This is a genomic window from Streptomyces sp. NPDC048277 (genome assembly GCF_040652235.1).
Lineage (GTDB): Bacteria > Actinomycetota > Actinomycetes > Streptomycetales > Streptomycetaceae > Streptomyces.
The window spans coordinates 1-25,290 of record NZ_JBEZLQ010000010.1 but is presented as its reverse complement, the minus strand read 5'-3'; the positions used below and the strand labels follow the sequence as shown (position 1 = coordinate 25,290).

Sequence of the window (25,290 nt, the reverse complement as noted above, 5' to 3'; positions counted from 1 at the left end):
GCGGCCCCCTCTTTTTCAGTCCAGGTAACCCCTCAGCTGATCCGCAAATGCATGGTCCCGCAGCTTGTTGAGCGTCTTCGACTCGATCTGCCGGATCCGCTCCCGCGTCACCCCGAAGATCCGCCCGATCTCCTCCAGGGTCCGGGGCCGCCCGTCGGCCAGCCCGTACCGCAGCTGTACGACCTTCCGCTCCCGCTCCCCCAGCGTCGACAGCACCGCCTCCAGGTGCTCCCGCAGGAGCAGGAACGCCGCCGACTCCACCGGGCTCGCCGCGTCCCCGTCCTCGATCAGGTCACCGAGGGCGACGTCGTCCTCCTCGCCCACGGGGGCGTGCAGGGACACCGGTTCCTGCGCCAGCCGCAGCACCTCGCCCACCCGCTCCGGCGCCAGATCCAGATGCGCGGCGACCTCGTCGGGCGTCGGCTCGTAGCCCCTCTCCTGGAGCATCCGGCGCTGCACCCGCACCACCCGGTTGATGAGCTCCACCACATGCACCGGGACGCGGATCGTGCGGGCCTGGTCGGCGAGGGCGCGGGACATGGCCTGGCGGATCCACCAGGTGGCGTATGTCGAGAACTTGTAGCCGCGGGCGTAGTCGAACTTCTCGACGGCGCGGATCAGGCCGAGGTTTCCCTCCTGGACCAGGTCGAGCATGGTCAGGCCGCGGCCGACGTACCGCTTGGCCACCGACACCACCAGCCGCAGGTTCGCCTCGATGAGGCGGCGTTTGGCCATGCGGCCCATCACGACCAGCCGGTCCAGGTCCAACGTCAACTCGCTGTCCAGGTCCGGGGCGTTGCCCAGCTTCTCCTCGGCGAACAGGCCCGCCTCGACGCGGCGGGCGAGTTCGACCTCCTCGGCGGCGGTGAGCAGCGGGATACGGCCGATCTCGCGCAGGTACTGGCGGAACAGGTCCGAGGAGGGGCCGCTGGTGTCGGCGCGGGCGGCGGCGGGCGGTTCGGCGGGCTCGGGCTCCGACTCGGACGCGTCGGCGGTGAGTTCGTCCGGCGGCGGGCCGTCCGGCTCGGCCGCGGGCTCCGTCTCGGGGTGGACTGCCACCCGGCTCTGCGGTGGCACGCCGGCATAGACGTCGGTCTCTGCCTCCGACTCGTCCGTGAGCGTGCTGCTGTCTGTCTGGGTCAGGGTCTGGGTCTGCACGGGGGCGACCTCCAGGATGATCGCTGCCAGGGGGTGCGGCAGCGGTACTTCGGGAGCGGAGACGACGGCCTCGCCGCTGTCCGTCCCGTACGCGATGAGTGGAACGGCGGGGGTGTGGGACCCGTCCGGGACGGGCCGGCCGCGCTCCGAGGACTCAGGCACCGGAACCCAGTGTGGGGTAAGACACATCGCCGCCACGAGGGGCGTGCGGTGACTTTTTGCGTCCGGTCCGTGACCGCGTGCTCAGAGGGCTACGGCGCCGTGTGCCCGCAGCGCCTGGTCGTACTGCTGGAGAACCCACAACTCGTTCTGTACGGCGGCGAATTCGGCAGGATCGCCGTGCTGGCCGAGCCGGGTCAGGGTGACGTGGATCTCGGCGACCCGCCGCTCGACGGCACGTCGACGAACGGTGACCAGCTGGGCGCCCGCATAGGGCTCGTCGACGTTCTTGCGTCTGATGGGTTCGACGGCGAGTTCGGTGACCATCGACTTCACCGTGTCGTCCGGCGCGATGTCGAGGACCTGGTGCAGGAACTCCTGCGGTTCCTGCAGGCCGTACTCCACGCCACCGGCGTCGAGAATGGCCTGGCACACGGCCGCGTAGGGGGCGGCGGTGAACTCGTCGACGCCGAACGCGTCGAAGACGGGTGACACCAACTCCGGACGCTGGAGAGCCAGTTTGAGCAGCTCGCGCTCGGTGATGTAAACGGGGTTGCGCAGAGTGAGGGACGGGCCGGAGACGGCCGGGCGCGGGGCGGCCTCCTCATAGCCTCCCTGGCGGACCCGCGACGACCCGCCTGAACGCTGCCGCCCACCGTTCCTGCGGCTCGTGTGACCGACCCGCTCCACGACGTACTCCTCGTCGCGGATGCCGACCAGCCCTGCCAGTTGCACCGCTACCTCACGCCGCTGCGTGACTTCCTTGATCTTGGACACCACCGGTACCGCCTCGTCCAGCGCGGCCGCCCGCCCACCCGGCGTGTCCAGGTCGTAGCGCTCGACGATCTGCCGTAGCGCGAACTCGAAGAGCGGCATCCTGGGTTCGGTGAGGTCGGCCACCGCCTCGTCGCCCTTGGCGAGGCGCAGCTCGCAGGGGTCCATGCCGTCCGGTGCGATGGCGATGTACGTCTCGGCGGCGAACTTCTGGTCGTCCTCGAAGGCGCGCAGGGCCGCCTTCTGGCCGGCCGCGTCGCCGTCGAAGGTGAAGATCACGCGGGCCGAGCCGTTGTCCATCAGCAGACGCCGGAGGATCTTGATGTGGTCGCCGCCGAAGGCCGTGCCGCAGGTGGCGATCGCGGTCGTCACTCCGGCCAGATGGCAGGCCATGACGTCGGTGTAGCCCTCGACGACGACCGCGCGGCTGGACTTCGCGATGTGCTGCTTGGCGAGGTCGATGCCGTACAGGACCTGGGACTTCTTGTAGATCGCGGTCTCGGGCGTGTTGAGGTACTTGGGGCCGTTGTCGGCCTCGTAGAGCTTGCGGGCGCCGAAGCCGACGACCTCGCCGCCGATGTCCCGGATGGGCCACATGAGGCGGCCGCGGAACCGGTCAATCGGGCCGCGCCGGCCCTCCTGCGAGAGCCCGGACAGCAGGAGCTCCTTGTCCGTGAACCCCTGCCCGCGCAGATAGCGGGTGAGGTGGTCCCAGCCCTGGGGACTGTAGCCGACGCCGAAGTGGACGGCGGCGGCCTGGTCGAAGCCGCGCTCGGCCAGGAAGAGGCGGCCGGTCTCGGCCTCGGGGCCGGTGGCGAGCTGCTCCGCGTACCAGACGGCGGCGATCTTGTGCGCCTCGACCAGCCGGATCCGCTCACCGCGCTGGTGGGCCGGGTTGTACCCGCCCTCCTCGTAGCGCAGGGTGATGCCGGCCTGGGCGGCCAGCCGCTCCACCGCCTCCGAGAAGGAGAGGTGGTCCACCTTCATCACGAAGGTGAGGGTGTCGCCGCCCTCCTGGCAGCCGAAGCAGTGGAAGAGTCCCTTGCTCGGGCTGACCTGGAAGGACGGCGACTTCTCGTCGTGGAACGGGCACAGTCCCTTGAGGTTCCCGCCGCCCGCGTTGCGCAGCTGGAGGTACTCGGACACGACGGCGTCGATCGGGACCGCGTCCCGTACCGCCTTCACATCCTCGTCATTGATCCGTCCAGCCACGGGTGAATTCTACGGGGGCGGACCGACAGTCCCGTCGCCCGGAGAGAGTCCGCAGCGGTCAGGGCAGGAGGCTGTCGAGGGGTGCCTTCGGGTCGGCGAGGGCCTCGGTGTCCACCGGTTCCCGGCTGCGGACGAGCTTCTGGATGTCCTCTGTGACATCCCACACGTTCACGTTCATCCCGGCCAGCACCCGTCCCTCCTTCACCCAGAACGCGATGAACTCCCGCTTGCCGGCGTCGCCCCGGATGACCACCTCGTCGTACGACCCGGGCGGCGCCCAGCCGCTGTACTCCATGCCGAGGTCGTACTGGTCGGTGAAGAAGTACGGGACGCGGTCGTACACCGCCTCCTGCCCGAGCATCGAGCGGGCCGCCGCCGGGCCGCCGTTGAGCGCGTTGGCCCAGTGCTCCACCCGGAGCCGGGTGCCGAACAGGGCGTGCGGGAAGGAGGCCACGTCACCGGCCGCGTAGATGTCCGGGTCGGACGTCCGCAGCCGTTCGTCGACGACGACACCGCCGCCGTGCGCCCGGTCGGCGATCTCGAGGCCGGCGGCCTCGGCAAGGCCGATCCTCGGCGCCGCGCCGATCGCCGCGAGGACGTCGTGCGCCGGGTGCTCCTCGCCGTCGTCGGTGCGGGCGGCGAGGACCATGCCGTCCTGGCCGACGATCTCGGTGAGCTGCACCCCGAAGTGGAAACGGACCCCGTGCTCCCGGTGCAGCTGGGCGAAGACGTTGCCCAGCTCGGGCCCGAGCACGCCGTGCAGCGGGGTCGGCCCGTGCTCGATGACGGTGACCTCGGCGCCGTACGTCCGGGCCGCCGCGGCGACCTCCAGGCCGATCCAGCCGGCGCCCGCGATGACGAGGTGCCCGTTGTCCCGGCCGAGGGCGGCGAGGACCCCCTTCAGGCGCTCCGCGTGCGCGAGGCGGCGCAGGTGGTGGACGCCGGCCAGGTCGGTGCCGGGGATGTCGAGGCGGCGGGGCTCGGCACCGGTGGCGAGCAGCAGCTTGTCGTAGTGGACGAGCGTGCCGTCGTCACCGAACCGGACGGTCTTCGCGGCGCGGTCGATCCGGTCGACGGTCTGCCCGAGGTGCAGCTCGACGTCGTTCTGCGCGTACCAGGCGGGCTCGTGCACGAAGACGCTGTCGCGCTCCTCCTTGCCGAGCAGGTAGCCCTTGGAGAGCGGCGGCCGCTCGTAGGGGTGGTCGCGTTCGTCGCAGATCAGTATCACCCGGCCGCTGAAGCCCTCGGCCCGGAGCGTCTCGGCCGCCTTCGCGCCGGCGAGTCCGCCACCGACGATGACGAATGTCTGGTCCGCGTCGACCACTTGAAGCCTCCTCGTAAGGGTGCCGCCACATATGCCGCCCACATGCGCCGCACTGTGAGCCTCCCGCACGCAGCGTGATGCGGGAAGAGGGAGTGACCCCCGTCGGCACGATCATGACCCGATCAGGCGACGGAGGGTCACCCATTGTTCACATACGCCCCGTCAGCCTCGCATGCAACGACCGCGCGGAGGCGTCGGTGAGCGAGGCGATCTGATCGACGATCACGCGTTTGCGGGCGTGGTCGTCGGCGGCCGCGTCGAACAGCGCCCGGAACTGCGGGTCGAGACCGTCGGGGGCGCGGGCGGTGAGCGCGTGCGCGAGTTCGGCCACGACGACGCGCTGATCGGCCCGGAGTCTCTCCTGCTCGGCGCGCTGCATGACGTACCGGTGGGCGATGGCCTTCAGCACCGCGCACTCCATCCGGGCCTCGCGCGGTACGACGAGTTCGGCGCCGTAGCGGGTGAGCCGGCCGCCGCCGTACGCCTCGCGTGTCGCGCCCTCCGCGGCCAGGCAGAACCGGCCGATGAGCTGGCTGGTGGCGTCCTTGAGGCGGGCCTGGGCGACCGCGGAGCCGTCGTAGCCGTGCGGCCACCACTCCTCGTCCTGGAGCCGGTCGAGGGCGGCGGCGAGTTCGGCGGGGTCGGTGCCGGCGGGCACGTATCTGCCGACGGCGACGGCGAACACCTCCTGCCGTTCGGGCTCCGCGTACAGGCAGTTGGGGTCGATGTGACCGGCGTGCAGGCCGTCCTCGACGTCGTGCACGGAGTAGGCGACGTCGTCGGACCAGTCCATGACCTGCGCCTCGAAGCAGGTGCGGGTGCCGGGGGCCTCCTTGCGGACCCAGTCGAAGACCGGCCGGTCGTCCTCGTACACACCGAACTTCGGGGACGCCGGGTCGGTGGGGTGCGCGCCGCGCGGCCACGGGTACTTGGTCGCGGCGTCGAGCGCGGCGCGGGTGAGGTTGAGGCCGACGGAGCCCTCCGGGGTGAACCGTTTGGGCTCGATGCGGGTGAGGAGCCTCAGCGACTGGGCGTTGCCTTCAAAACCGCCGCAGTCGTCCGCGAACTCGTTCAGCGCCTGTTCGCCGTTGTGGCCGAAGGGCGGGTGACCGAGGTCGTGGGAGAGACAGGCGGCCTCCACCAGGTCCGGGTCGCAGCCGAGGGCCGCGCCCAGTTCACGGCCGACCTGGGCGCATTCGAGGGAGTGGGTGAGACGGGTGCGGGGGCTGGCGTCCCAGAGCTGGGTGGCGGTACCGGGGGTGACGACCTGGGTCTTGCCGGCGAGTCTACGGAGCGCCGCGCTGTGCAGGATGCGGGCGCGGTCGCGTTGGAAGGCGGTGCGGCCGGGGCGTTTGTCGGGTTCGGGGGCCCAGCGCTCGGCTGACGCCGGGTCGTAGGCCGGGGAGGGTGCGGGTGCGGGGACTGCCATGATTCGACAGTAAGCGGCGGTGGTGACAAATGGGTGTTTGGTGCGCCTACTGATCTGCCAAGTTGTGTTGTCGGGCGGGTGCGGGTGCGTCGTGGTTGATCGCGCAGTTCCCCGCGCCCTTGGGGGCGCGGGGAACTGCGCGACAAGCCCCCACGCACCCGCAGCGATCCACGCACCCCTAGGCGGCCGCGGTCACCGGCGTCTCCAGCGCACGGTCGTAGCGGTGGAGGATTAGGTGGGCCATCGCGTCGTGGGCTCCCAGGGGGGCCGCCGCGATCCACGGGGCCTGGGCCGCGCACTGTGCGGCGAAGCGGCCGGGGGCCGTGAAGTAGGAGGCGATCGCGATGTGGCGGCGGCCCCTTGCCCGCAGGGTGCTGATCGCGTCCTCGACCGTCGGGGCCGCGGCGGAGACGTAGGCGGGGACGACCGGGACGCCCAGGCGTTCCGCGAGGAGCCGGGCCGTGCGGTCGGTGTCGATCCTGGAGTCGGGGTCGCGGGAGCCCGCCGCCGCCATCACCACGGCGCTCGCGGGCCGCAGGCGCCAGCCCGCCTCCAGCAGCCGGGCGTGCAGGGCGTCGACCAGGAGCGGATGCGGGCCGAGCGGCTCCGCGACGCGCGTCCGGGCCGGAGAGGCCGCCGCCATCTCCGGGATGTCCTGCTTGACGTGGTAGCCGCGGCTGAGCAGGAGCGGGACGAGGACGGCGCGGGCGTTGCCGAGGGCGGCGAGGGTGTCCGGGAGCAGCGGCTCGTTCAGCTCGATGTGTCCGAGGTGCACGGGCAGGCCGGGGCGCAGCTCGCGCACCCGGTCCATGAGCGCCCGCACGGTGCTGAGCGCACGCGGGTCGCGGCTGCCGTGGGCCACGAGGACCAGGGCGGGCGGGCCGGGGCGCGGGGAAAGGTTGGACACCGTCATGCAAGGATCCTCGCCGGACGAGATTGCGCACCCGTTGCCTGACCGTCACGACTGTTTTCCGGCACATCACGCCACGAACCCGCACGGTGTGAGCGAACCGGAACGTCCCGCGCTGCGTCCTCCAAGGTCGGAGCCGACAGGGGGGAACACCCGTATGAAGATCCGCCGACCGCGTCTGCCGCGTACCCGTACCGGCCGGCGGCGCCTGCTGCAGGGCGTGGTGGCCGGGTGCGTACTGGCGCTGCTGCCGGTCACCTGGCTGTACGTGTCGACGGCCGGCCGGCTGCGGACGGTGGCCGACGTGCCACGCACCGACGTGGCGGTCGTCTTCGGCGCGGGCCTGTGGGACGGCGAGCCGTCGCCGTACCTGGCGCACCGCCTGGACGCGGCGGCGGAGCTGTACCGGGCGGGCCGTATCAAGGTCGTCCTGGTGACGGGGGACAACAGCCGCGAGGACTACGACGAGCCCGACGCCATGCGGACCTATCTGGCCAAGCACGGCGTCCCGGCCAGGCGCGTCGTCAACGACTACGCCGGCTTCGACACCTGGGACTCCTGCGTCCGGGCGAAGAAGATCTTCGGAGTGGACCGGGCGGTGCTGATCAGCCAGGGGTTCCACATCCGGCGCGCGGTGGCGCTGTGCGAGGCGGCGGGGGTGGCGTCGTACGGGGTGGGGGTCGACGACAAGCACAACGTGACCTGGTACTACGGCGGGACGCGCGAGGTCTTCGCGGCGGGGAAGGCGGCCCTGGACGTCGTCTTCGAGCCGAACCCCCAGTTCCTGGGGAAGAAGGAACCCGGGGTCGCAAGGGCCCTGGCCGCAGCGCCCCACTAGGGGCGCGTACCTGCCCTCACGACGGTCGGTGTACGGCGGGGAGGGCGTCGCCCCGCCCGCGTAACACGGTTCGGTCACGTGCCGTAACAAGCCCGACGCACGCTGGGCCGCATGGAGACCGCCTCGACGCCCACCCACTGCCCGTACTGCGCCCTGCAGTGCGGGATGGCCCTGTCGCCCCTGCCCGCGGGGGGCGTCGAGGTCTCCGAGCGCGCGGACTTCCCGGTGAACCGGGGAGCGCTGTGCGGCAAGGGGCGTACGGCACCCGAGGTGCTGTCGTCGGCGGTGCGGCTGACCTCGCCGTTGGTGCGCGAGGGCGGCACGCTGGTACCGGCCTCCTGGGAGGAGGCGCTGGACCGGGTCGCCGCCGGGCTGGCGTCGGTGCGGGCGGCCCACGGCGCCGACGCGCTCGGTGTGTTCGGCGGCGGTGGGCTGACCAACGAGAAGGCGTACTCGCTCGGCAAGTTCGCGCGGGTGGTGCTGGGCACCTCGCAGATCGACTACAACGGCCGCTTCTGCATGTCCTCGGCCGCGGCCGCCGGCACCAGGGCCTTCGGCCTGGACCGGGGGCTGCCGTTCCCGCTGGAGGACATCCCGAGGACCGGGTGTGTGATCCTGGTCGGCTCCAACCTCGCCGAGACCATGCCGCCGGCGCTCCGCTACTTCGCCGAACTGCGGGAGAACGGCGGCACGTTGATCGTCGTGGACCCGCGCCGGACGAGGACCGCCGAACAGGCCGACCTGCATCTCGCCCCGCGCCCCGGCACCGATCTCGCCCTCGCCCTCGGCCTGTTGCACCTCGTGGTGGCCGAGGGCCGCACCGACGAGGCGTACATCGCCGAGCGCACGGCCGGCTGGGAGGAGGCACGGGCGGCGGCGATGGCGCACTGGCCGGAGTACGTGGAACGGATCACGGGGGTGTCCGTTCCCCAACTCCGTGAGGCGGTACGGCTGTTCCGCGAGCCCGAGGCGGCGATGGTGCTCACCGCGCGCGGGCCCGAGCAGCAGTCCAAGGGGACGGACACGGTCGGCGCGTGGATCAACCTGTGCCTGGCGACCGGCCGGGCGGGGCGGCCGCTGTCCGGGTACGGCTGCCTCACCGGGCAGGGCAACGGGCAGGGCGGGCGCGAACACGGCCAGAAGGCCGACCAGTTGCCCGGCTACCGCAAGCTGACCGACCCCGAGGCGCGCCGGCATGTGGCCGGGGTGTGGGGCGTGGACCCGGACAGCCTCCCGGGGCCGGGGCGCAGCGCGTACGAGCTGCTGGACGCGCTGGGTACGGACATCAGGGCGCTGTTGCTGATGGGGTCGAACCCGGTGGTGTCGGCGCCCCGGGCGGCGCATGTCGAGGAGCGTCTCAGGTCGCTCGGCCTTCTGGTGGTCTGTGACGTCGTCCTGTCCGAGACCGCCGCCCTCGCCGACGTCGTCCTCCCGGTCACCCAGTGGGCCGAGGAGACCGGCACCACCACCAGCCTCGAAGGCCGCGTCCTGCTGCGCCGCCGGGCGCTCCCCCCGCCCGCCGGGATCCGCAGCGACCTGGAGGTCCTGCACGGGCTCGCCGGGCGCCTCGGTGTGGAGAAGGGGTTCCCGACCGACCCGGAGGAGGTCTTCGAGGAGCTCCGCCGGGCCAGTGCGGGCGGTCCGGCCGACTACTCGGGCATCAGCTACCGCCGGCTCGCCGAGGAGCAGGGCGTGTTCTGGCCCTGCCCGGCGGAGGGGCCCGCGGCCGCCGGCACCCCCCGCCTCTTCCTCGACCGCTTCGCCACCGAGGACGGCCGGGCCCGCTTCGCCCCCGTCACCCACCGCCCGCTCGCCGAGGAACCGGACGCCGAGTACCCGCTGCTGCTCACCACCGGCCGGGTGGTCGCCCAGTACCAGTCGGGCGCGCAGACCCGCCGGGTCGCCGAGCTGAACGCGGCCGCGCCCGGCCCCTTCGTCGAACTGCACCCCCGCCTCGCGGCGCGCCTCGGGGCGGCCGACGGCGATCCGGTGGCCGTCGTCTCCCGGCGCGGGCGGGCCGTGGCCCCCGCCCGGGTCACCGCCACGATCCGCCCGGACACCGTCTTCATGCCCTTCCACTGGCCGGGCGAGGGCCGCGCCAACACCCTCACCAACCCGGCCCTGGACCCGACTTCCCGCATGCCGGAGTTCAAGGCGTGCGCGGTGCGGGTGGAGACGGTGCGGGCGGAGACAGCGCTGCCGTAGGCCGGCGGGTCGCCCTTGGGCCGGCAGGTCACCCTCAGGCCGGCGGCTCAGCGGGCCGGCCAGTCCCCGCCGTCGATCCGCCGGCCGTCCGCGCGCAGCTTCGCGGCGACGACGGGTCCGGCGACGTACACCCAGGCCCGGACGGTGATCCCGTCCCGCAGCCGTACGACGTCCCGCTCGACGCGCACGTACAGGCTCGCCGGGTCGCCCGGCACGCACTCCTCCAACTCGTCGACTTCCAGGAGCAGTCGGTCGTACGACTCCGGGCGCGCGGTGACCAGTTCGCCGCGCACCTCCCCTCCCCCGGGCTCCTCGACGGCGTACGGGTAGCCGGGCCCGTCGTAGAGCACCGCGTCCGCGAGACGGCCGGGCTCCTCCGCCTCGGTCCGGCCCCGCAGGAACGCGTCGTGGTTGATCTCGCCGGGGCGGAGCGTGCCGTAGACGAAGAAGGGGAGGTGGGGCGGGGTTCTGAGGGTCACAGAAAGGATTCTCCACCCACGCCACACCCACACACATCTCCATGGAGGCGCTATGGACACGACTTGTCATGAGCTCTTAAATCGCAGTCAACCATCAGCGCCACCCCCACGCCTTCGAGGCACCTCTCCAAGGAGACTGATGAGTCGGACACGGAAGACCCGCGTTTCCCGCCTCACCACGGCCGGCGTCGCGGCCACCACCGCGACCCTGCTGACCGCAGCGCTCTCCCCCGCCGCCCACGCCGACGCGAGACCGACCCGGGCCACCGCGATCGAGAACGCGGCACAGGCACTGACCCGGTACGCCGCCGGCCTGGGCCTGACATCGGCCGAGGGCACCTCGGTCCGGGACGTGATCGTCGACAGGAACGGCACCCAGCACGTCCGGTACGACCGCACGTACCGCCAACTCCCGGTCCTGGGCGGCGACTTCGTCGTCCACCTCAAGCCGGACGGCGCCTACCGCAGCGCCGACCGGGCGACCCGCGCGAAGATATCCCTCGCCTCGATCGCCCCGAACATCTCCGCACCGAAGGCCGCCGACCTCGCGGTGAACGCGCTGCGGGCGGCCAGCCTCGGCGACGCGCTGAAGCAGGTGCGGGCCAAGCCGCAGCTGGTCGTCGACGCCCTGCACGGCACCCCGAAGCTGGCCTGGCGCACCAACGCGGTCGGCGAGGACTCGCTCGGCAACCCGGTCGCCCGCACGGTGCTGACGGACGCCCGCAGCGGCGCCCAGATCGACGCCTGGGACAGCATCGAGACGGCGACGGGCGACGGCCAGTCGCTGTACAGCGGCACGGTCCCGCTGGAGACGACGCAGTCCGGATCGGCGTACAACCTCACCGACCCCACCCGCGGCAACACGTACACGGGTGACGCGGCGAACAAGACCGACCTGTGCATCTTCGGCATCTGCATCAGCCGGGCGCCCTCGACGGTGTTCACGGACGCCGACAACCACTGGGGCACGGGGGCCACTTCGGACCGCTCCTCGGCGGCCGTCGACGCGCAGTACGGCACCAACGAGACCTGGGACTACTACAAGAACGTCCACGGCCGCAGCGGCATCGCGGGCGACGGCAAGGGCTCGTACAACCGCGTCCACTACGGCAACAGCTACAACAACGCCTTCTGGGACGACAGTTGCTTCTGCATGACGTACGGCGACGGTGACGGGACGACCTTCGGCCCGCTGGTGGCGCTCGACGTGGCGGGCCACGAGATGACCCACGGGGTCACCTCCAAGACGGCGGCGCTGACGTACTCGGGCGAGTCCGGCGGCCTGAACGAGGCCACGTCCGACGTCCTCGGCACGCTGGTGGAGTGGTACGCCAACAACCCCTCCGACCCCGGCGACTACCTGATCGGCGAGAAGATCGTCCGCTCGGGCTTCGGCAGGACGGCACTGCGGTACATGGACCAGCCGTCGAAGGACGGGAGTTCGGCGGACTACTGGAGTTCGTCGGTCGGGAACCTGGACGTGCACTACTCCTCCGGCGTCGCGAACCATTTCGCGTATCTCCTCGCGGAGGGCAGCGGCGCGAAGACCATCAACGGCGTGAGCTACAACTCGCCGACGTACAACGGCTCGACGGTCACCGGCATCGGCCGCGACAAGCTCGGCGCGATCTGGTACCGCGCGCTGACGGTCTACATGACGTCCTCGACGAACTACGCGGGCGCGCGGACGGCGACCCTCAACGCGGCGAAGGACCTGTACGGGGCCGGGAGCACGGAGTACAACGCGGTGGCGGCGGCCTGGAGCGCGGTGAACGTCAACTGACCTGCGGGGCCAGGGGCTGACGGCGGCCGCCCCGGTGACCGGTGAACAGACCGGGGCGGCCGTCGCACACCCCAAACAAAGGTGAATACATGGAATTCAAGGAATAGACGGGGCATTCAAGGGGCCCCTGAGCAGATCCCATGGCGAAGATGTGAGTTTTCCGTGACGGCCCGCCGAATTCCGGAACTCCCTTGTCCTGACCAGCCCTTGCGGCAATTTCCCGCGTGCACTAACTAGATAAATCATGAACTTGTTCAGCCGCCCCCACACTTCCCGGCGCACCCCCACGACCCCGTCCCGCCCCGCGAAGGCACCCTCCTCCCCCACCTCCGCCCCCGTACTCCTGGACCCCGCCCTCGCCGCCCTCACCGGCGAATGGATCATCGACCCGGCGCACAGCAGAATCGGTTTCTCGGTCCGGCACGCGATGGTGACGACGGTCCGCGGGGCCTTCGCCGAGTACAAGAGCCGCCTCTACTTCGACGGCCGCGACCCGTCCCGCTCCCAGGCGGAGATCATCCTGTCCACGGGCAGCGTCGACACGGGCGTGGAGCAGCGGGACGGCCACCTGGTCGGCCGCGACTTCCTGGACGCGGCCACGTTTCCGCGCATGCGCTTCGCCAGCACGGCGGTCCGCCTCAAATCCCCCGACGTCTACGTCATGACCGGCGACCTGACCATCAAGAACACGACCCGTCCGGTCGACCTGGAACTCACCTACATAGGCAATGTCACGGACCCCTTCGGCTACGAGCGCGTCGGCTTCGACGGCACCACCACCATCAACCGCATGGACTGGGGCCTGTCCTACAACTCCCGGCTGGCGGAGGGCGGCGCGATGGTGAGCGAGACGGTACGGCTGCAGTTCGACATCGCGGCGATCCGGTCGACGCCGGCGTAGCATCGGGCACCGTTCAAAGCGATGGGATGAGCCTGACCACCGTCACGGTCAGGACGGATCCGGAGACGTAGTAGAGCACGATGGCGCCCAGCACCGTGGCCTCACGGCGGTCACGCTCGCCTCTGACGGCGGTCGACCCGTGCCCGTAGGGATCACGTCCGATGGTTGCCGTCATCGCGTTCCTGAACGCATGAGCGTTGCCCATCTTGGCCAAGGTGTCGTCGGCAGGCGGGGCGTAGGTGATGCGATAGCTCAAGCGACGCCCCGCCTCTCGGCCTCGTCCGCCGCCAGGCGCTGCAGCAGCGCCTCGGCCTCCGGGTCGGGGACGGCTTCGAGCATCCAGTGCCGCATGACTGCATGGATGTCCTGCACACCGGCCTCGTTGATGGCCTGGTCGAACTCCTCGCGCCGCTCCTCGGGGAGAGCCGCACGGATGCCGGGGATGCTGTTGGGAACCTCGACCTCGACGCCGTTGACGAAGGTCTTCAACGGTTCGGCCATGGTCGTCCTCCTCAAAGGCGGGGGTGCGCTGCCGCCACCGTAATCGGCGAGCACGGCCGACCGTGTGACATCGAGTTCACCCCACACGGACTTGCCGACGGCGAGCTCGTCGACGCCCCATCGATCGGCGATGCCGCCCACGATGAGCAGCCCTCGGCCGAACATGTCGTCATGCGAGGGATCACGCGGGCTGGGCAGCAGCTCTCCCTTCGGGTCGGATACGGATACGCGTAAGACGCATTCACTGAGCGCGATTTCAACCCGGAAGAGCCGGTCACGGAGACAGCCGTGCAGTACCGCGTTACCGCCCAACTCGGAGACGAGCAGGGCGGTGTCAGCGGCCAATTCCGGATGCCCCCACTCCGTGACGAGGCGATGCGCCCTGTGGCGGGCGAGGCTGACGCTTCTGGGCAGCGGGGTGTAGTCGAGACGGTCGTATCGGAGGGGGACGTCGAGCTCGGGGGACTCTTTGGGGGCGACCATGTCGCTCACCTCCGGGCAGGGGCGGGCGCCAGCCGGCAACCGACTTCGCCCTGCGATCAGTTCGTCACCGAAGGTAGATGCAGGCGAAGATATGTCGCAAGTTCCTCCCGGATAAATTCCTCCGAAGGGTGATTGCGAGGCACTCACACTCCGAGCCAGACTGACCGCGCACCGAGACCACGAGGAGCATCAGCGTGACCGCCGACCAGCGCATGCAGGGCAACAGCACGTCCACCGTTCTGGGGCGGCGGCTGGGTCGCGAGCTGATCAGGTTGCGCACGTCGGCCGGCCGCACACAGACCCACGCGGCCACGGCGCTCACCGCGTCGACAACCAAGGTCGCGAAGATGGAGGGCGGCTGGGTGCCCGTACGGGATCCGGACATCCGGGCGCTGTGCGAGCTGTACGGCGTTCGCGATCCCGGAGTGGTCGGCGGGCTCCTGGAACTGGCGAGAGTCAACCGGGAGCGGCGCAAGGCCAAGGGCTGGTGGGAGGACTACACGATCCACGGGGTCATGCAGGAGTACGTCACCCTGGAGAGCGCGGCAACCGGAATCCGAGCCTGGCAACCCGCGTTCGTTCCGGGCCTGCTGCAGACTGCCGCATACGCAACAGCCTTGCGAACCGCCCCGGCCTCACCAGCGGCCAAGAGTCCAGAGCCTGACGAAGAGTTTGTCGCGGCGCGACTCGCACGCCAAAAGCGCCTCTCCGACGACCCTCCGCTCGCTTTCCGCGCAGTGATCTACGAAGCCGTGCTCCGCAACTTCCCCGGCGGAATCGCAACGGCCCAACGCCAGCTGGACCACCTCGCGGAGATGGCCGAACTCCCGAGCATCTCGCTGCGGATCTTCCCGTTCGGCGGAGGTACACACCCCGGACTGAACGGCTCGTTCAACATCATGTCCTTCGCCGAACCAGGCGCCATGGACATCGTCTACGTCGAAGCGCCCTTCGCCCAGCGGTGGGTGGAGGGCGGTGACGGGGCATCGGCCTACGATGAACTGTTCGAGATGATCACCGACCGCTCACTGGACGAGACGGCCTCGGTGTCGCTTCTCCACAGCCTTCGAAAGGAACTGTGAGCCATGCCTGGGTTCGAGTACCGCAAGTCCAGCTACAGCGACCAGGCGGCCGAGTGCGTGGAGATAGCCACCAACATCCCTACGGCTGTGGCCGTACGAGATTCGAAGAACGCTGACGATCCCGGCCTCCGCCTCGCTCCGACCACGTGGGCCCTCTTCAAGACCGCCCTCGTCACAGGGACGTTGTAGCTCCGGGCCTCCGGTCCGGCCGGTCGGCGGACCGGCGTCGTGTGCGCGTCAGGAGGTCCCGCCGCTCTCCTCGCGCGCGTCGGCACCCAGCATCGAATACATGATCATGTCCCGGCGCTCCTCACCCACCTGCTGCCAACTGCGGAGCACACCCTCACGCTGGAATCCCACGCGCTCAGCCGTCCGCCGGGACGCCACGTTCCACGGCTCGACATACAGCTGAAGACGGGGAATCCGCAGGTCGCCGAGGGCCCAGCGGACAACCGCACGGAGGGCTTCCGAAGCAATCCCTCGGCCACGGGCCGACCCAGCAAGCCAATACCCCAGCGACGCACGTCCCTCGCCCCGGTCCCGCACCCAGAGACCGACCGTCCCGAGCGGGCGCCCGTCCTCGATCCGCACGATGACGAACGGATACCCAGCACCGGTGGACGCCCGCTCCCACTGCCGCTGGACGAAGGCTTCACCCGCCGCCCGCGAGTACGTCGAGGGAACAGTCGTGATCAACGGGATGTAGTCATCACTCGACGCCTCCCGGACGAGAGACAGATCTCCGAGCTCCCAAGCGCGGAGCACAAAGCTGTCGCCGGCAGCCAAGCGCGGGACATCCAAGGGGGTGACCATGCCTGCATCCTTCCGGGGCCGCCACCTCGACGCACTCCAGTTTCCGGTGCCGTGTGCCACGTGCCGTGGCGGGCCGCCGGCCACGATGATCTCGCCGGTGCGTACGCCGACGCCGACGCCATGGCCGAGGACCCGGCCGCGCGCCGGGAGGCCAAGTTCCGGTACGCGCTGGAGGTGGTCCTGGACGGCCTGGCGCTGCGCCTTCCGCAGCCGTAGGGGACGGCGTCGCGAGGCGGGTCACCCGTTCACTCCCCACGGCACCCGCCGTTCGTGTGTTCTTCATACTTACCCCCTCTCAGGGCCCTTGACCTGCCGGAATTCCGCCTCAACGGGCACTGCGGGTGCCCTCTGTGACACCCGTTCATCCCACAGCCGACGGAATCTCAGGAAGCGGTCCCGGCCGGTTGGCTTTTACCTCGGTAGAGCAAGGGAGTGGGACGAGCTCGACGAGGGAGCACCATGCGACGCACCGCCCGTCTGCTGGCCGGGACCGCGCTCGCCGCGGCCGCGGCCGGTATCGCCGCCGCGCCGGCGTACGGCGGCGTCACCAGCGGCCTGGACGTGTACCCGTCGACCGCGGCGCCGGGCGGGCAGGTCTCGGTGAACACGGCGGCCTGCGGCGAGAAGGGGTCGGCGGTCGGCGACGGCAGTTCGGTGGGCGCCGGCACGTTCACGCTGGCGCCCAGCGCCCACGAGGGCGAGGCGATCGGGCAGTTCCGGGTGCCGCCGAGCGCGCAGCCGGGGACGTACGAGATCGTCGCGAAGTGCGCCGAGGGGAACCTGGAGGTGACCGGTGACCTGACGGTGGCGCTGGCACCGGCCGCCGGGCAGCAGGTGCAGCCCCACGGCAGTGTGAAGACGGGGGTCGGTGGCGCGTTCGGCACCGACCCCGTGCAGACCGCGGCGGGCGTGTCGGCTCTGGCCGTCGCCGCCGCGGGCGGTACCTGGCTCCTGCATCGCCGGGCGAGAGGCGACGGGATCTGACGGACACCCTCCGCTGTCCGTCCGCCGGTACCGCACATCCCGCCCCCTCCGGGTCCGACGCCCCTCGCGGCCCGGAGGGGGTAGGGGGTCAGGTTGGTGAGAGGGTCTCACCAACACTGGAACCAGCCCCCTGCGTGAGAGGTTCTAACCTTCGAAAGAGGGGTTCGCATGCGCAAGATCGGGGACACCGCGATAGCCGTCGTAACCGTCGTAGCCCTCGGCTCCGGTGTGTGGCTCCTCGGTCCCGGCTCCGGACCGGGCACCGCGCCACCCCAGCCGTCCGCCGCCGAGGGCCGCCCCGACCCCGGCGAGGAGCGCCTCAGGGCCCCCGCGCTGTCCCCCTCCCCACCCACCCGTATCCGTATCCCCGCCATCCATGTGAACGCCCCCCTGATGGGCCTCGCCCTCACCCCCGCCGGCAGCCTCGACGTCCCGCCCGCCGCCGAGAAGAACCTCGCCGGCTGGTACGAGGCCGGCACCACCCCGGGTGAGACCGGCACCGCGATCGTCGCGGGGCACGTGGACAACACCGAGGGCCCCGCCGTGTTCTACGCCCTCGGCGCCCTCAAACGCGGCGCGGCCATCGAGGTGGACCGGCGGGACAAGAGCGTCGCCGTCTTCTCCGTGGACGCGGTGGAGGTCTACCAGGCCCGGAACTTCCCCGACGCGAAGGTGTACGGAGCCGCGAAACGCCCCGAGCTCAGAGTCATCACCTGCGGCGGCGGCTACTCCCGGACCACCGGCTACCAGGGCAACGTGGTCGTCTTCGCCCACCTGACCGGAAGCCGCTGACCGTCCACACCGACCAGCCACGGACCAGCCACGCTGACCGGCCACGCCGACCGCCGGTCACGCCGACCGGTCACGCGGCCCGGCCAGCCCGGCCGCAGCCCGTTCGCAGCCCACCCGCGGCCCGCGCCCGCACCCCCGCGTTTCCCGCACCTCACAGCCCCCGCCGCCCCGCTCCCGGACCCCTCACACCCACCCGCCGCCCCCGAAGAGGGCAGCGTTCCTCACGGGAAACAGATGTGATGCGGCCGGGTAACGTCGGCCCCGCACGCTCCTAAGCATGACCTCGAATACGCGTGTGGTGGTGATCGGCGCCGGCCTCGCGGGCGTCCGTCTCGCCCGGCGGCTCGGTGAGCTCGGCACGCCCGTGACGCTCGTCGGCGACGAGGAGCACCGCCCGTACAACAGGGTGCTGCTCGCCGAGGTGCTGGCCGGCCGCTACGCCCCCGAGGTGATCGCCCTCCCCGCACCCGCCGGCATCGTCCGCGCCCGGGTGACCGGCATCGACCGCGCCGCACGAGCCGTCGACTGCGCGGACGGCACGCGGATCGCATACGACATGCTGGTCCTGGCGACCGGCTCCAACCCCGTACTCCCGCCGCTGCGCGGCCTGTTCACCCCTGACCACGTGCTTCCCGAGGGCGTGCACGCGTTCCGCACGATGGACGACTGCCTGGGCCTGTCCAAGGCGGTACGGCCCGGGGTGCGGGCGGTGGTCATCGGCGGCGGGCTGCTCGGCGTGTCCGCGGCCCGCGCGCTCGCCGTGCGCGGGGCGAAGGTCGTCCTCGCCCAGCAGGCGGAACGGCTCATGGAGCGCCAGCTCGACCCGGCCGCCTCGAAGCTCGTGCTGCGCCATCTGAAGGACCTCGGGGTGGAAGTGCACACCGAGTGCCGGGTGCGGGACGTGCGCTGCGTCGGCGGCGCGGTCCGCTCCGTCGAACTCGCCGACGGATACGTCCTCGACACCGATCTGGTCGTCGTCGCGTGCGGGGTCCGCCCCCGGGCCGGCCTGGCGCTGGACGCCGGTCTCGCCGTCCACCAGGGCGTCCTGGTCGACGACGAACTGCGCACCTCCGACCCGCGCATCCACGCGATCGGCGACTGCGTCCAGCACGCGGGGACGGTGTACGGGCTGGCGGCCCCGGCCGTCGAACAGGCCGAGGCCCTGGCGGAGTTGATCGCCGGGGACTCCGACTCCCGCTACACCGGCACCCGTTCCCTCACCCGACTCACCCTCGCCGGCTCCGGCACCCCTTCCGACGCGTCCGCGGCATTCGACCTCGCCGCGTTCGGCGAGACCGAAGCCCGCCCCGGCGACGACGTCGTGCAGCTCGCCGACGCCACCCGGGGCACCTACCGCAAGGTCGTCGTCCGCGACGACCGGCTGGTCGGCGGGGTCCTGGTCGGCGAACTCGGCACCGTCGGCGCGCTCGCCCGCGCCTGGGAGGGAGCAGAGCCGCTGCCCTCCGACGGCGGGCCCCTGCTCCACCTGCTCACCAACGATGGAGGCTCCTGATGACCACCACCCCGGGGGCCACCCCCACGATCGTGCTCGTCGGCCACGGCATGGTCGGCCAGCGCTTCCTCGAAGCGCTCGCCGAGCGCGGCCTGACCGCAACGCACCGCGTGGTCGTGCTCTGCGAGGAGCCGCGTCCCGCGTACGACCGCGTCGCCCTCACCTCGTACTTCTCGGGCCGGACCGCCGAGGAACTCTCCATGACCGACATGGAGTTCATCAACGACCACGGCATCGAGCTGTACATCGGCGACCCGGCGGTGACGGTCGACCGCGAGGCGAAGAGGGTGACCGCCAGGTCCGGCAAGGTCTTCTCGTACGACACGCTCGTCCTGGCCACCGGCTCGTTCCCGTTCGTGCCGCCGGTCCCCCACAAGGACGCGACCGGCTGCTTCGTCTACCGCACGATCGAGGATCTGCTCGCGATCGAGGAGTACGCGAAGACCGCGTCGACGGGTGCCGTGGTCGGCGGCGGTCTCCTCGGCCTGGAGGCCGCGGGCGCGCTCAAGGGCCTCGGACTCACCTCCCACATCGTGGAGTTCGCGCCCCGGCTGATGCCGGTGCAGGTCGACGAGGGCGGTGGCGCGGCCCTGCTGCGCACCATCGAGGAGATGGGCCTGACCGTCCACACGGGCGTCGGCACCCAGGAGATCGTCGTCGACGGCGAAGGCGCCGTCACGGGCATGAAGCTGTCCGACGGCTCCGAACTCGCCACGGATCTCGTCGTGTTCAGCGCCGGCGTCCGGCCCCGTGACCAACTCGCCCGCGACTGCGGCCTGTCCGTCGGCGAGCGCGGCGGCATCACGGTCGACGAGCAGTGCCGTACGGTGAACGACCCCCATGTGTTCGCGATCGGCGAGTGCGCGCTGGCGGCGGACGGCCGGGTGTACGGCCTGGTCGCCCCCGGTTACGAGCAGGCCGAGACGGCCGCGGCCACCATCGCCGCCGACGAGGCCGCCTTCACCGGCGCCGACCTGTCCACCAAGCTGAAGCTGCTCGGCGTGGACGTGGCGTCCTTCGGCGACGCGCACGGCACGACCGAGGACTGCCTGGACGTCGTCTACTCCGACTCCCGCTCGGGCCTGTACAAGAAGCTGGTCATCGGCCGGGACGGCACGCTGCTCGGCGGCATCCTGGTCGGCGACGCGGACGCGTACGGCACCCTGCGCGCCCTGACCGGCTCGGTCCCGCCCATCTCCCCCGAGTCGCTGGTGCTGCCGGCCGGCGCGAGCGGCGGCGCCCAGCTCGGTCCGTCCGCCCTGCCCGACGAGGCGGTCATCTGCTCCTGCCACAACGTCAGCAAGGGCACGATCCGCGGCGCGGTGACGGAGCACTCCTGCACCACCGTGCCGGAGGTCAAGAAGTGCACCAAGGCCGGTACCGGCTGCGGCAGTTGCGTCAAGGTCCTCGGGCAGCTGGTCACGGCCGAGCTGGAGGCGTCCGGCGTCGAGGTCGACAAGGGCCTGTGCGGCTGCTTCTCGCAGACCCGCGAGGAGCTGTACGAGATCGTCCTCGCGCTGCGCATCAACACGTACCAGGACCTGCTCGACCGGTACGGCCGCGACGGCGCGAAGGGCGGCGACGGCTGCGAGGTCTGCAAGCCCGCGGTCGCCTCGGTCATCGCCTCGCTCGCCCCGACGATCGGCGTGAGCGGTTACGTCCTGGACGGCGAGCAGGCGGCCCTCCAGGACAGCAACGACCACTTCCTCGCCAACCTGCAGAAGAACGGCTCGTACTCGGTCGTCCCGCGCATCCCCGGCGGTGAGATCACCCCCGAGGGCCTGATCGTGATCGGCGAGATCGCCCGGGACTTCGGCCTCTACACGAAGATCACCGGCGGCCAGCGCATCGACATGTTCGGTGCCCGCGTGGAGCAACTCCCGCTGATCTGGATGCGGTTGGTGGACGCCGGCTTCGAGTCGGGCCACGCGTACGGAAAGGCCCTGCGGACCGTCAAGTCCTGCGTGGGGTCCACCTGGTGCCGGTACGGCGTCCAGGACTCGGTCCGGATGGCGATCGACCTGGAGCTGCGCTACCGGGGGCTCAGGTCGCCGCACAAGCTCAAGTCGGCGGTCTCCGGCTGCGCCCGCGAGTGCGCGGAGGCCCAGTCGAAGGACTTCGGCGTGATCGCCACCTCCAACGGCTGGAACCTGTACGTCGGCGGCAACGGCGGCGCCACCCCGCGCCACGCGGACCTGCTCGCCCAGGACCTCACCGACGCCGAACTGATCCGTCTGATCGACCGCTTCCTGATGTTCTACATCCGTACGGCGGACCGTCTGGAGCGCACGTCGACCTGGCTGGAGCGGATCCCCGGCGGCCTCGACCACGTCCGTGACGTCGTCGTCGAGGACTCCCTCGGCATCTGCGAGGAGCTGGAGTCCCTGATGGCGGCGCATGTCGCCAACTACGCCGACGAGTGGGCGTCGACCGTCAACGACCCGGAGAAGCTCGCCCGGTTCGTGTCCTTCGTCAACGCCCCCGACACCCCCGACCCGGTCGTCGGCTTCGTGCCCGAGCGCGACCAGATGAAGCCCGACCTGCCGCTGCTGTCCATCGGCATGCGTCCCGCGTCAGACACTGCAGACGTCCTGGAAGGAAGCGCCCAGCGATGACCCTGGCACCCGAGACCACCGACCTGAAGGTCCAACTGCAGCTGGAGGAAAGCTGGTTCACGGTCTGCGACCTGAGCCGGCTGACCCCCGGCCGGGGCGTGGCCGCGCTCCTGCCGGACGGCCGCCAGGTCGCCGTGTTCCGCGACCGCGCGGACCGGCTGTTCGCGATCGACAACCGCGACCCGTTCGGCGGCGCGGCGGTCCTCTCCCGCGGCCTGACCGGCACCCACCAGGGCCGCCCGTTCGTGGCCTCGCCCCTCCTGAAGCAGCGCTTCGACCTGGAGACCGGCGCCTGCCTGGACGACGAGACGGTGCGGGTGGCGGCGTACGAGGTGCGGGCCGCCGCGTAGCCACCCCTGAGGGCAGCGGCATCACCTGACCGATGCCGCTGCGCGCGGGCGGGACGGACCGGGACCGCGCGGAACGGGCGCGGTCCACCCTCCCGCCGGCGGTTCGCTGTGGGTCACGCCGGGAGAACGGCGTCGTAGGACACGCCGGTCAGTCGCTCCGATTCCGCCCAGAGCCGTTGCGCCATCGTGTCGTTGCGGGTCCAGGGGGCCCGCCAGGAGGGGGCGGGCGCCCCGCGCCACATGGCGAACGAGGGCCCGGTGAAGGAGTCGGGCCGTACGCCGGGCGCGGTGGCCGCGTAGAGGGTGGGCAGGGCCCCGGCGTCGGCGGACTGCGCGAACACGAGGTTCCCGGCCTCCATCACCCGCTCGGCCGCCCGCCGTCCCTCGCCACGGGGCCCGGCGGTCTGCAGATTGGTGGCGGCGTACCCCGGATGAGCGGCGGCGACGACGAGGTCACACCTCTGGGCGTCCACGCGCCGGGCGAGTTCGTGCACGAAGAGCAGGTTGGCGGTCTTGGAGCGCGCGTAGGCGACCCAACGCCGGTAGCTCCGAGCGCTGTTGAGGTCGTTCAGGTCGATGTTGGCCAGGGCGTGCATCATGCTGGAGACGGCGACGACACGGGCGCCGGCGGTACGCGTCAGGACGGGCATGAGCAGCCCGGTGAGGGCGAAGTGCCCGAGGTGGTTGACCCCGAACTGCGTCTCGAAGCCGTCCGCCGTGGTCCCGTACGGAGGCGCCATCACCCCGGCGTTGTCGACGAGGAGATCGAGCCGGTCGTACGGGTACGAGTCCGCGAAGTCCCGCACGGAGGCGAGATCCCCGAGGTCGAGCGGCGCGAACTCGATGCGCGCGCCCGGGACCTCGGCGGCCATCCGGTCCCCCGCCTCGCGCGCCCGCGCCGCACTGCGGCAGGCGAGCACGACCCGGGCCCCCTTCCGGGCCAGCTCCCTCGCGGTGACGTACCCGAGCCCGCTGTTGGCCCCGGTGACGACGGCGACGCGCCCGGTGAGGTCGGGCATGTCGGTGCTGCTCCAGCCGCTGCTCATGGGGCGCCCTTCACTGGTGGGGTCAGTGGTGCGGTCAGCCTACGAGGGCGGGGCGCGCGGAACGGCGGACGCGGCCGTACGCCGTACGAACCGGCCGGCGCATAGGGTGCCGGGGTGATCGGGATCCCAGAGGCACTGGTACGCGGCACGATCGACCGGGAGGGCGACCGCGGGGCGGCATGGATCGCCGAACTCCCGTCGATCGTCGAGGACTTGCTGGACCGTTGGGACTGCGTCCCCGACGGCGAGGTGACGCACGGCGGTGTGGGAGTGATCGTCCCCGTACGGGAGCGGTCGGCCGGCGGGGCATCGGTCCTCAAGGTGTCCTTCCCCCACCCCGGGAACGTCCACGAGCCGGACGCCTTCGAGGCGTGGGCGGGCCGGGGAGCGGTCCTCCTCCGCCGACGGGACGACACCCGTTTCGCCCTCCTCCTCGAACGGGCCCACATGTCGACACTGGCGGCGCTCGAGTCCGACGACGAGACGGTGGTGACGATCGCGGGCCGCCTCAGCCACCGCCTGGCCGTCCCGGCACCGGCGGGCCTGCCCCGGCTCCGGGACCGGGCCGAGGCCTGGGTGACGGAGTTACGCAGGGACGCCGTCGAGCTGGCGCACGCGCTGCCGCCCCGCGTGGTGGACGCGGCCGTCGCCACGGCCCGCGAACTGGGCCGGACCCAGCCGGACACCCTGATCCACGGCGACCTGCACGCGCGGAACATCCTGCGGGCGGACCGGGAACCGTGGCTGGCGGTCGACCCGAAGGGGTACGTGGGGGACCCCGCGTACGACGCCGGTACGTTGCTGAAGTCCCGTGCCCTGACGCTCATGGGGGCCGACAACGTGGCGAAGACGGCCCACCGCCTGCTGGACGTCTTCGCCGAGACGGCGGAGCTGAACCGCGAACGCGTACGGCGCTGGACCCAGTTCCACGCCGTACAGGCGTCGTTCTGGGCCCGCCGGCACGGTTTCCGCATCGCACGCGACGGCCCCCGACTCGACCGCATCACCGAATTCGTCGACGAACTGGCGGAGTTGCTGGTGGCCTGAAGGGACAAGGGATGCCGACGTCGGGCCGGGGCCCGCGTCTGGGGTTCCAGCTCGTCCCGGACGAGAAGCGGGTCAAGAACCGCGTGCACCTGGACATCCGGGCGGCCGACGTGGCGTAGCCGCCCTCCGTCCGATCACCGTCGCCCGCCGAACTCCCACCTGTGCACCTCCACGTCCGCGTACCGGGCCGAGGCCAGGACCGCCCGTGCCCGGTCCGGGTCCGAGGCCCGGACCAGCGCCGCCGTACCGACCCAGGAGGCGGCGTCGTCGGACAGCAACGGCCCGAAGGCGATCAGGTCGTCGCGGTCGGCGCCGGACGGCAGACCGAGATCGCCGACGGTCCTCCGGTCCGGCCCCAGGCCGAGCACGAGATAGCGGTCGCCACCGACCCGTCCGCCCGGGAACTCCCACATCGTGCGCCCCAGCAGATTGCGCCACCGCCGCAGCAGCACGTCCCGGTACGCACCGGCCTGATGACCGGGCTCGTCGAAGGCGAACGCACGGGCGGCGTCCGGACCGGGCAGATCGACGATGTGCACGCTCCCGGTGGGCGTCTCACCGTCGGCGGCGAAGGTGGGACCGCGTGCGATCAGCTCCGCCGCGTACCGGTCCATGTAGGACCAGTGCTCCTCCGCCAACTCCCGGCGCAACGCGAGGGATCCGGCCCGGTCACGGTGGTAACAGAAGAACTCCATGCCACCGGACCCTCCCGCACAGCGGGCCGACACCTCAACACGGTTTCCGGAACGGCGCCCCCTCGCCCGCCCCTGGACGCCGGCTGCCGATCAGCCAGGTCGTACCAAGTTGATGTGACGCGTTGCCCGCGCCGTGGTGACAGCGCGAAAATCGGTCGTGGGTGCCGCTCGGGTCCGACGTCGGTGGCCTCTTGGCC

Annotated in this window: 25 protein-coding genes and 1 pseudogene; 14 read left to right on the top strand and 12 right to left on the bottom strand. The window is 71.4% G+C overall.

Translation table 11 applies throughout. The annotated features are described in order from the left end of the window. Positions 1–15: 15 nt before the first annotated feature. The 5 genes from AB0D85_RS22120 to AB0D85_RS22100 all read right to left on the bottom strand — a co-directional run bounded on the left by AB0D85_RS22120 (position 16) and on the right by AB0D85_RS22100 (position 6,969). Positions 16–1,320 carry an RNA polymerase sigma factor gene (locus tag AB0D85_RS22120; RefSeq protein ID WP_362322662.1) on the bottom strand — a complete coding sequence of 435 codons (1,305 nt, stop codon included), beginning with the start codon at positions 1,318–1,320 and terminating at the stop codon, positions 16–18. 81 nt (positions 1,321–1,401) lie between these two features. Further along, positions 1,402–3,303, bottom strand: coding sequence for a DNA primase (gene dnaG / locus AB0D85_RS22115; protein ID WP_362322660.1), 1,902 nt, complete (start codon positions 3,301–3,303; stop codon positions 1,402–1,404). Between the two features lie 58 nt (positions 3,304–3,361). Continuing rightward, complete coding sequence (locus tag AB0D85_RS22110; protein WP_362322658.1) at positions 3,362–4,627, bottom strand: FAD-dependent oxidoreductase; 1,266 nt, start codon at positions 4,625–4,627, stop codon at positions 3,362–3,364. Positions 4,628–4,775: 148 nt separating this feature from the next. Continuing rightward, on the bottom strand, positions 4,776–6,056 hold the full coding sequence (locus tag AB0D85_RS22105; RefSeq protein WP_362322656.1) for a deoxyguanosinetriphosphate triphosphohydrolase: 1,281 nt from the start codon (positions 6,054–6,056) through the stop codon (positions 4,776–4,778). Between the two features lie 178 nt (positions 6,057–6,234). After that, a complete protein-coding gene (locus tag AB0D85_RS22100; RefSeq protein WP_362322654.1) occupies positions 6,235–6,969 on the bottom strand; it encodes a sirohydrochlorin chelatase in 735 nt (244 codons plus the stop codon). A gap of 154 nt (positions 6,970–7,123) precedes the next feature. Between AB0D85_RS22100 and AB0D85_RS22095 the strand changes: the two genes are divergently transcribed. Next, the gene (locus tag AB0D85_RS22095) at positions 7,124–7,804 is read left to right on the top strand and encodes an ElyC/SanA/YdcF family protein (protein WP_362322652.1); all 681 of its coding nucleotides are present in this window, start codon (positions 7,124–7,126) and stop codon (positions 7,802–7,804) included. A 111-nt stretch (positions 7,805–7,915) separates the two neighbouring features. Further along, positions 7,916–10,009 carry a molybdopterin oxidoreductase family protein gene (locus AB0D85_RS22090; RefSeq protein WP_362322650.1) on the top strand — a complete coding sequence of 698 codons (2,094 nt, stop codon included), beginning with the start codon at positions 7,916–7,918 and terminating at the stop codon, positions 10,007–10,009. Positions 10,010–10,056: 47 nt separating this feature from the next. Here AB0D85_RS22090 and AB0D85_RS22085 read toward each other — a convergent pair whose 3' ends face one another. Continuing rightward, positions 10,057–10,488, bottom strand: a complete 432-nt coding sequence (locus AB0D85_RS22085; RefSeq protein ID WP_362322648.1) for a gamma-glutamylcyclotransferase family protein — start codon at positions 10,486–10,488, stop codon at positions 10,057–10,059. 139 nt (positions 10,489–10,627) lie between these two features. Here AB0D85_RS22085 and AB0D85_RS22080 point away from each other — a divergent pair, with 139 nt between their 5' ends. Both AB0D85_RS22080 and AB0D85_RS22075 read left to right on the top strand, forming a co-directional pair. Further along, positions 10,628–12,271 carry a M4 family metallopeptidase gene (locus tag AB0D85_RS22080; protein WP_362322646.1) on the top strand — a complete coding sequence of 548 codons (1,644 nt, stop codon included), beginning with the start codon at positions 10,628–10,630 and terminating at the stop codon, positions 12,269–12,271. 244 nt (positions 12,272–12,515) lie between these two features. Beyond that, on the top strand, positions 12,516–13,172 hold the full coding sequence (locus AB0D85_RS22075; protein ID WP_362322644.1) for a YceI family protein: 657 nt from the start codon (positions 12,516–12,518) through the stop codon (positions 13,170–13,172). A 13-nt stretch (positions 13,173–13,185) separates the two neighbouring features. On the opposite strand, the gene AB0D85_RS22070 is transcribed toward AB0D85_RS22075, so the two are convergent. The 3 genes and pseudogenes from AB0D85_RS22070 to AB0D85_RS22060 form a co-directional block, all read right to left on the bottom strand. Then, positions 13,186–13,428: a hypothetical protein gene (locus AB0D85_RS22070; protein WP_362322642.1), complete on the bottom strand. Its 243-nt coding sequence runs from the start codon at positions 13,426–13,428 to the stop codon at positions 13,186–13,188. Beyond that, positions 13,425–13,673 (bottom strand): hypothetical protein, encoded by a 249-nt coding sequence (locus tag AB0D85_RS22065; protein WP_362323281.1) that lies wholly within the window; start codon positions 13,671–13,673, stop codon positions 13,425–13,427. Before AB0D85_RS22065 ends, AB0D85_RS22070 begins: the two co-directional genes overlap by 4 nt. Before the next feature lie 111 nt (positions 13,674–13,784). Then, positions 13,785–14,156 (bottom strand): annotated as a pseudogene (locus AB0D85_RS22060) (ATP-binding protein); the annotation flags it as partial. A gap of 194 nt (positions 14,157–14,350) precedes the next feature. On the opposite strand from AB0D85_RS22060, the gene AB0D85_RS22055 reads away from it, so the two are divergent. Further along, a complete protein-coding gene (locus AB0D85_RS22055) occupies positions 14,351–15,238 on the top strand; it encodes a DUF5753 domain-containing protein (RefSeq protein ID WP_362322640.1) in 888 nt (295 codons plus the stop codon). A 3-nt stretch (positions 15,239–15,241) separates the two neighbouring features. Further along, the gene (locus AB0D85_RS22050; protein ID WP_362322638.1) at positions 15,242–15,427 is read left to right on the top strand and encodes a DUF397 domain-containing protein; all 186 of its coding nucleotides are present in this window, start codon (positions 15,242–15,244) and stop codon (positions 15,425–15,427) included. Positions 15,428–15,475: 48 nt separating this feature from the next. Here the strand turns inward: AB0D85_RS22050 and AB0D85_RS22045 are convergent, their stop codons facing one another. Then, positions 15,476–16,051: a GNAT family N-acetyltransferase gene (locus tag AB0D85_RS22045; protein ID WP_362322636.1), complete on the bottom strand. Its 576-nt coding sequence runs from the start codon at positions 16,049–16,051 to the stop codon at positions 15,476–15,478. Positions 16,052–16,111: 60 nt separating this feature from the next. On the opposite strand from AB0D85_RS22045, the gene AB0D85_RS22040 reads away from it, so the two are divergent. From AB0D85_RS22040 to nirD, 6 genes are all read left to right on the top strand, one after another. Further along, the gene (locus AB0D85_RS22040; RefSeq protein WP_362322634.1) at positions 16,112–16,267 is read left to right on the top strand and encodes a hypothetical protein; all 156 of its coding nucleotides are present in this window, start codon (positions 16,112–16,114) and stop codon (positions 16,265–16,267) included. A gap of 243 nt (positions 16,268–16,510) precedes the next feature. Continuing rightward, positions 16,511–17,035 (top strand): hypothetical protein, encoded by a 525-nt coding sequence (locus AB0D85_RS22035; protein ID WP_362322632.1) that lies wholly within the window; start codon positions 16,511–16,513, stop codon positions 17,033–17,035. Between the two features lie 168 nt (positions 17,036–17,203). After that, entirely contained in the window at positions 17,204–17,827 is a 624-nt protein-coding gene (locus tag AB0D85_RS22030) for a class F sortase (protein ID WP_362322630.1), read from the top strand. Positions 17,828–18,104: 277 nt separating this feature from the next. Further along, positions 18,105–19,340 carry an FAD-dependent oxidoreductase gene (locus AB0D85_RS22025; RefSeq protein WP_362322628.1) on the top strand — a complete coding sequence of 412 codons (1,236 nt, stop codon included), beginning with the start codon at positions 18,105–18,107 and terminating at the stop codon, positions 19,338–19,340. Further along, a complete protein-coding gene (gene nirB, locus AB0D85_RS22020) occupies positions 19,340–21,955 on the top strand; it encodes a nitrite reductase large subunit NirB (protein WP_362322626.1) in 2,616 nt (871 codons plus the stop codon). Before AB0D85_RS22025 ends, nirB begins: the two co-directional genes overlap by 1 nt. Further along, a complete protein-coding gene (gene nirD, locus AB0D85_RS22015) occupies positions 21,952–22,305 on the top strand; it encodes a nitrite reductase small subunit NirD (RefSeq protein ID WP_362322624.1) in 354 nt (117 codons plus the stop codon). Before nirB ends, nirD begins: the two co-directional genes overlap by 4 nt. A 113-nt stretch (positions 22,306–22,418) precedes the next feature. On the opposite strand, the gene AB0D85_RS22010 is transcribed toward nirD, so the two are convergent. Further along, on the bottom strand, positions 22,419–23,351 hold the full coding sequence (locus tag AB0D85_RS22010) for an oxidoreductase (protein WP_362322622.1): 933 nt from the start codon (positions 23,349–23,351) through the stop codon (positions 22,419–22,421). A gap of 114 nt (positions 23,352–23,465) precedes the next feature. Here AB0D85_RS22010 and AB0D85_RS22005 point away from each other — a divergent pair, with 114 nt between their 5' ends. Both AB0D85_RS22005 and AB0D85_RS22000 read left to right on the top strand, forming a co-directional pair. Beyond that, positions 23,466–24,398, top strand: coding sequence for an aminoglycoside phosphotransferase family protein (locus AB0D85_RS22005; RefSeq protein WP_362322620.1), 933 nt, complete (start codon positions 23,466–23,468; stop codon positions 24,396–24,398). Positions 24,399–24,409: 11 nt separating this feature from the next. Next, positions 24,410–24,517 (top strand): VOC family protein, encoded by a 108-nt coding sequence (locus AB0D85_RS22000; protein ID WP_362322618.1) that lies wholly within the window; start codon positions 24,410–24,412, stop codon positions 24,515–24,517. 15 nt (positions 24,518–24,532) lie between these two features. On the opposite strand, the gene AB0D85_RS21995 is transcribed toward AB0D85_RS22000, so the two are convergent. Further along, positions 24,533–25,093, bottom strand: a complete 561-nt coding sequence (locus AB0D85_RS21995; protein ID WP_362322616.1) for a YciI family protein — start codon at positions 25,091–25,093, stop codon at positions 24,533–24,535. Between the last annotated feature and the right edge of the window lie 197 nt (positions 25,094–25,290).

Bases quoted from the DNA above. Each gene is read 5' to 3' on its own strand.
- AB0D85_RS21995 (WP_362322616.1), bottom strand. From the start codon at position 25,093: ATGGAGTTCTTCTGTTACCACCGTGACCGGGCCGGATCCCTCGCGTTG.
- nirD (WP_362322624.1), top strand. From the start codon at position 21,952: ATGACCCTGGCACCCGAGACCACCGACCTGAAGGTCCAACTGCAGCTG.
- AB0D85_RS22045 (WP_362322636.1), bottom strand. From the start codon at position 16,051: ATGGTCACCCCCTTGGATGTCCCGCGCTTGGCTGCCGGCGACAGCTTT.
- nirB (WP_362322626.1), top strand. From the start codon at position 19,340: ATGACCACCACCCCGGGGGCCACCCCCACGATCGTGCTCGTCGGCCAC.
- AB0D85_RS22025 (WP_362322628.1), top strand. From the start codon at position 18,105: ATGACCTCGAATACGCGTGTGGTGGTGATCGGCGCCGGCCTCGCGGGC.
- AB0D85_RS22010 (WP_362322622.1), bottom strand. From the start codon at position 23,351: ATGAGCAGCGGCTGGAGCAGCACCGACATGCCCGACCTCACCGGGCGC.
- AB0D85_RS22000 (WP_362322618.1), top strand. From the start codon at position 24,410: ATGCCGACGTCGGGCCGGGGCCCGCGTCTGGGGTTCCAGCTCGTCCCG.
- AB0D85_RS22100 (WP_362322654.1), bottom strand. From the start codon at position 6,969: ATGACGGTGTCCAACCTTTCCCCGCGCCCCGGCCCGCCCGCCCTGGTC.
- AB0D85_RS22065 (WP_362323281.1), bottom strand. From the start codon at position 13,673: ATGGCCGAACCGTTGAAGACCTTCGTCAACGGCGTCGAGGTCGAGGTT.
- AB0D85_RS22080 (WP_362322646.1), top strand. From the start codon at position 10,628: ATGAGTCGGACACGGAAGACCCGCGTTTCCCGCCTCACCACGGCCGGC.
- AB0D85_RS22105 (WP_362322656.1), bottom strand. From the start codon at position 6,056: ATGGCAGTCCCCGCACCCGCACCCTCCCCGGCCTACGACCCGGCGTCA.
- AB0D85_RS22050 (WP_362322638.1), top strand. From the start codon at position 15,242: ATGCCTGGGTTCGAGTACCGCAAGTCCAGCTACAGCGACCAGGCGGCC.
- AB0D85_RS22095 (WP_362322652.1), top strand. From the start codon at position 7,124: ATGAAGATCCGCCGACCGCGTCTGCCGCGTACCCGTACCGGCCGGCGG.
- AB0D85_RS22090 (WP_362322650.1), top strand. From the start codon at position 7,916: ATGGAGACCGCCTCGACGCCCACCCACTGCCCGTACTGCGCCCTGCAG.
- AB0D85_RS22075 (WP_362322644.1), top strand. From the start codon at position 12,516: ATGAACTTGTTCAGCCGCCCCCACACTTCCCGGCGCACCCCCACGACC.
- AB0D85_RS22035 (WP_362322632.1), top strand. From the start codon at position 16,511: ATGCGACGCACCGCCCGTCTGCTGGCCGGGACCGCGCTCGCCGCGGCC.
- AB0D85_RS22030 (WP_362322630.1), top strand. From the start codon at position 17,204: ATGCGCAAGATCGGGGACACCGCGATAGCCGTCGTAACCGTCGTAGCC.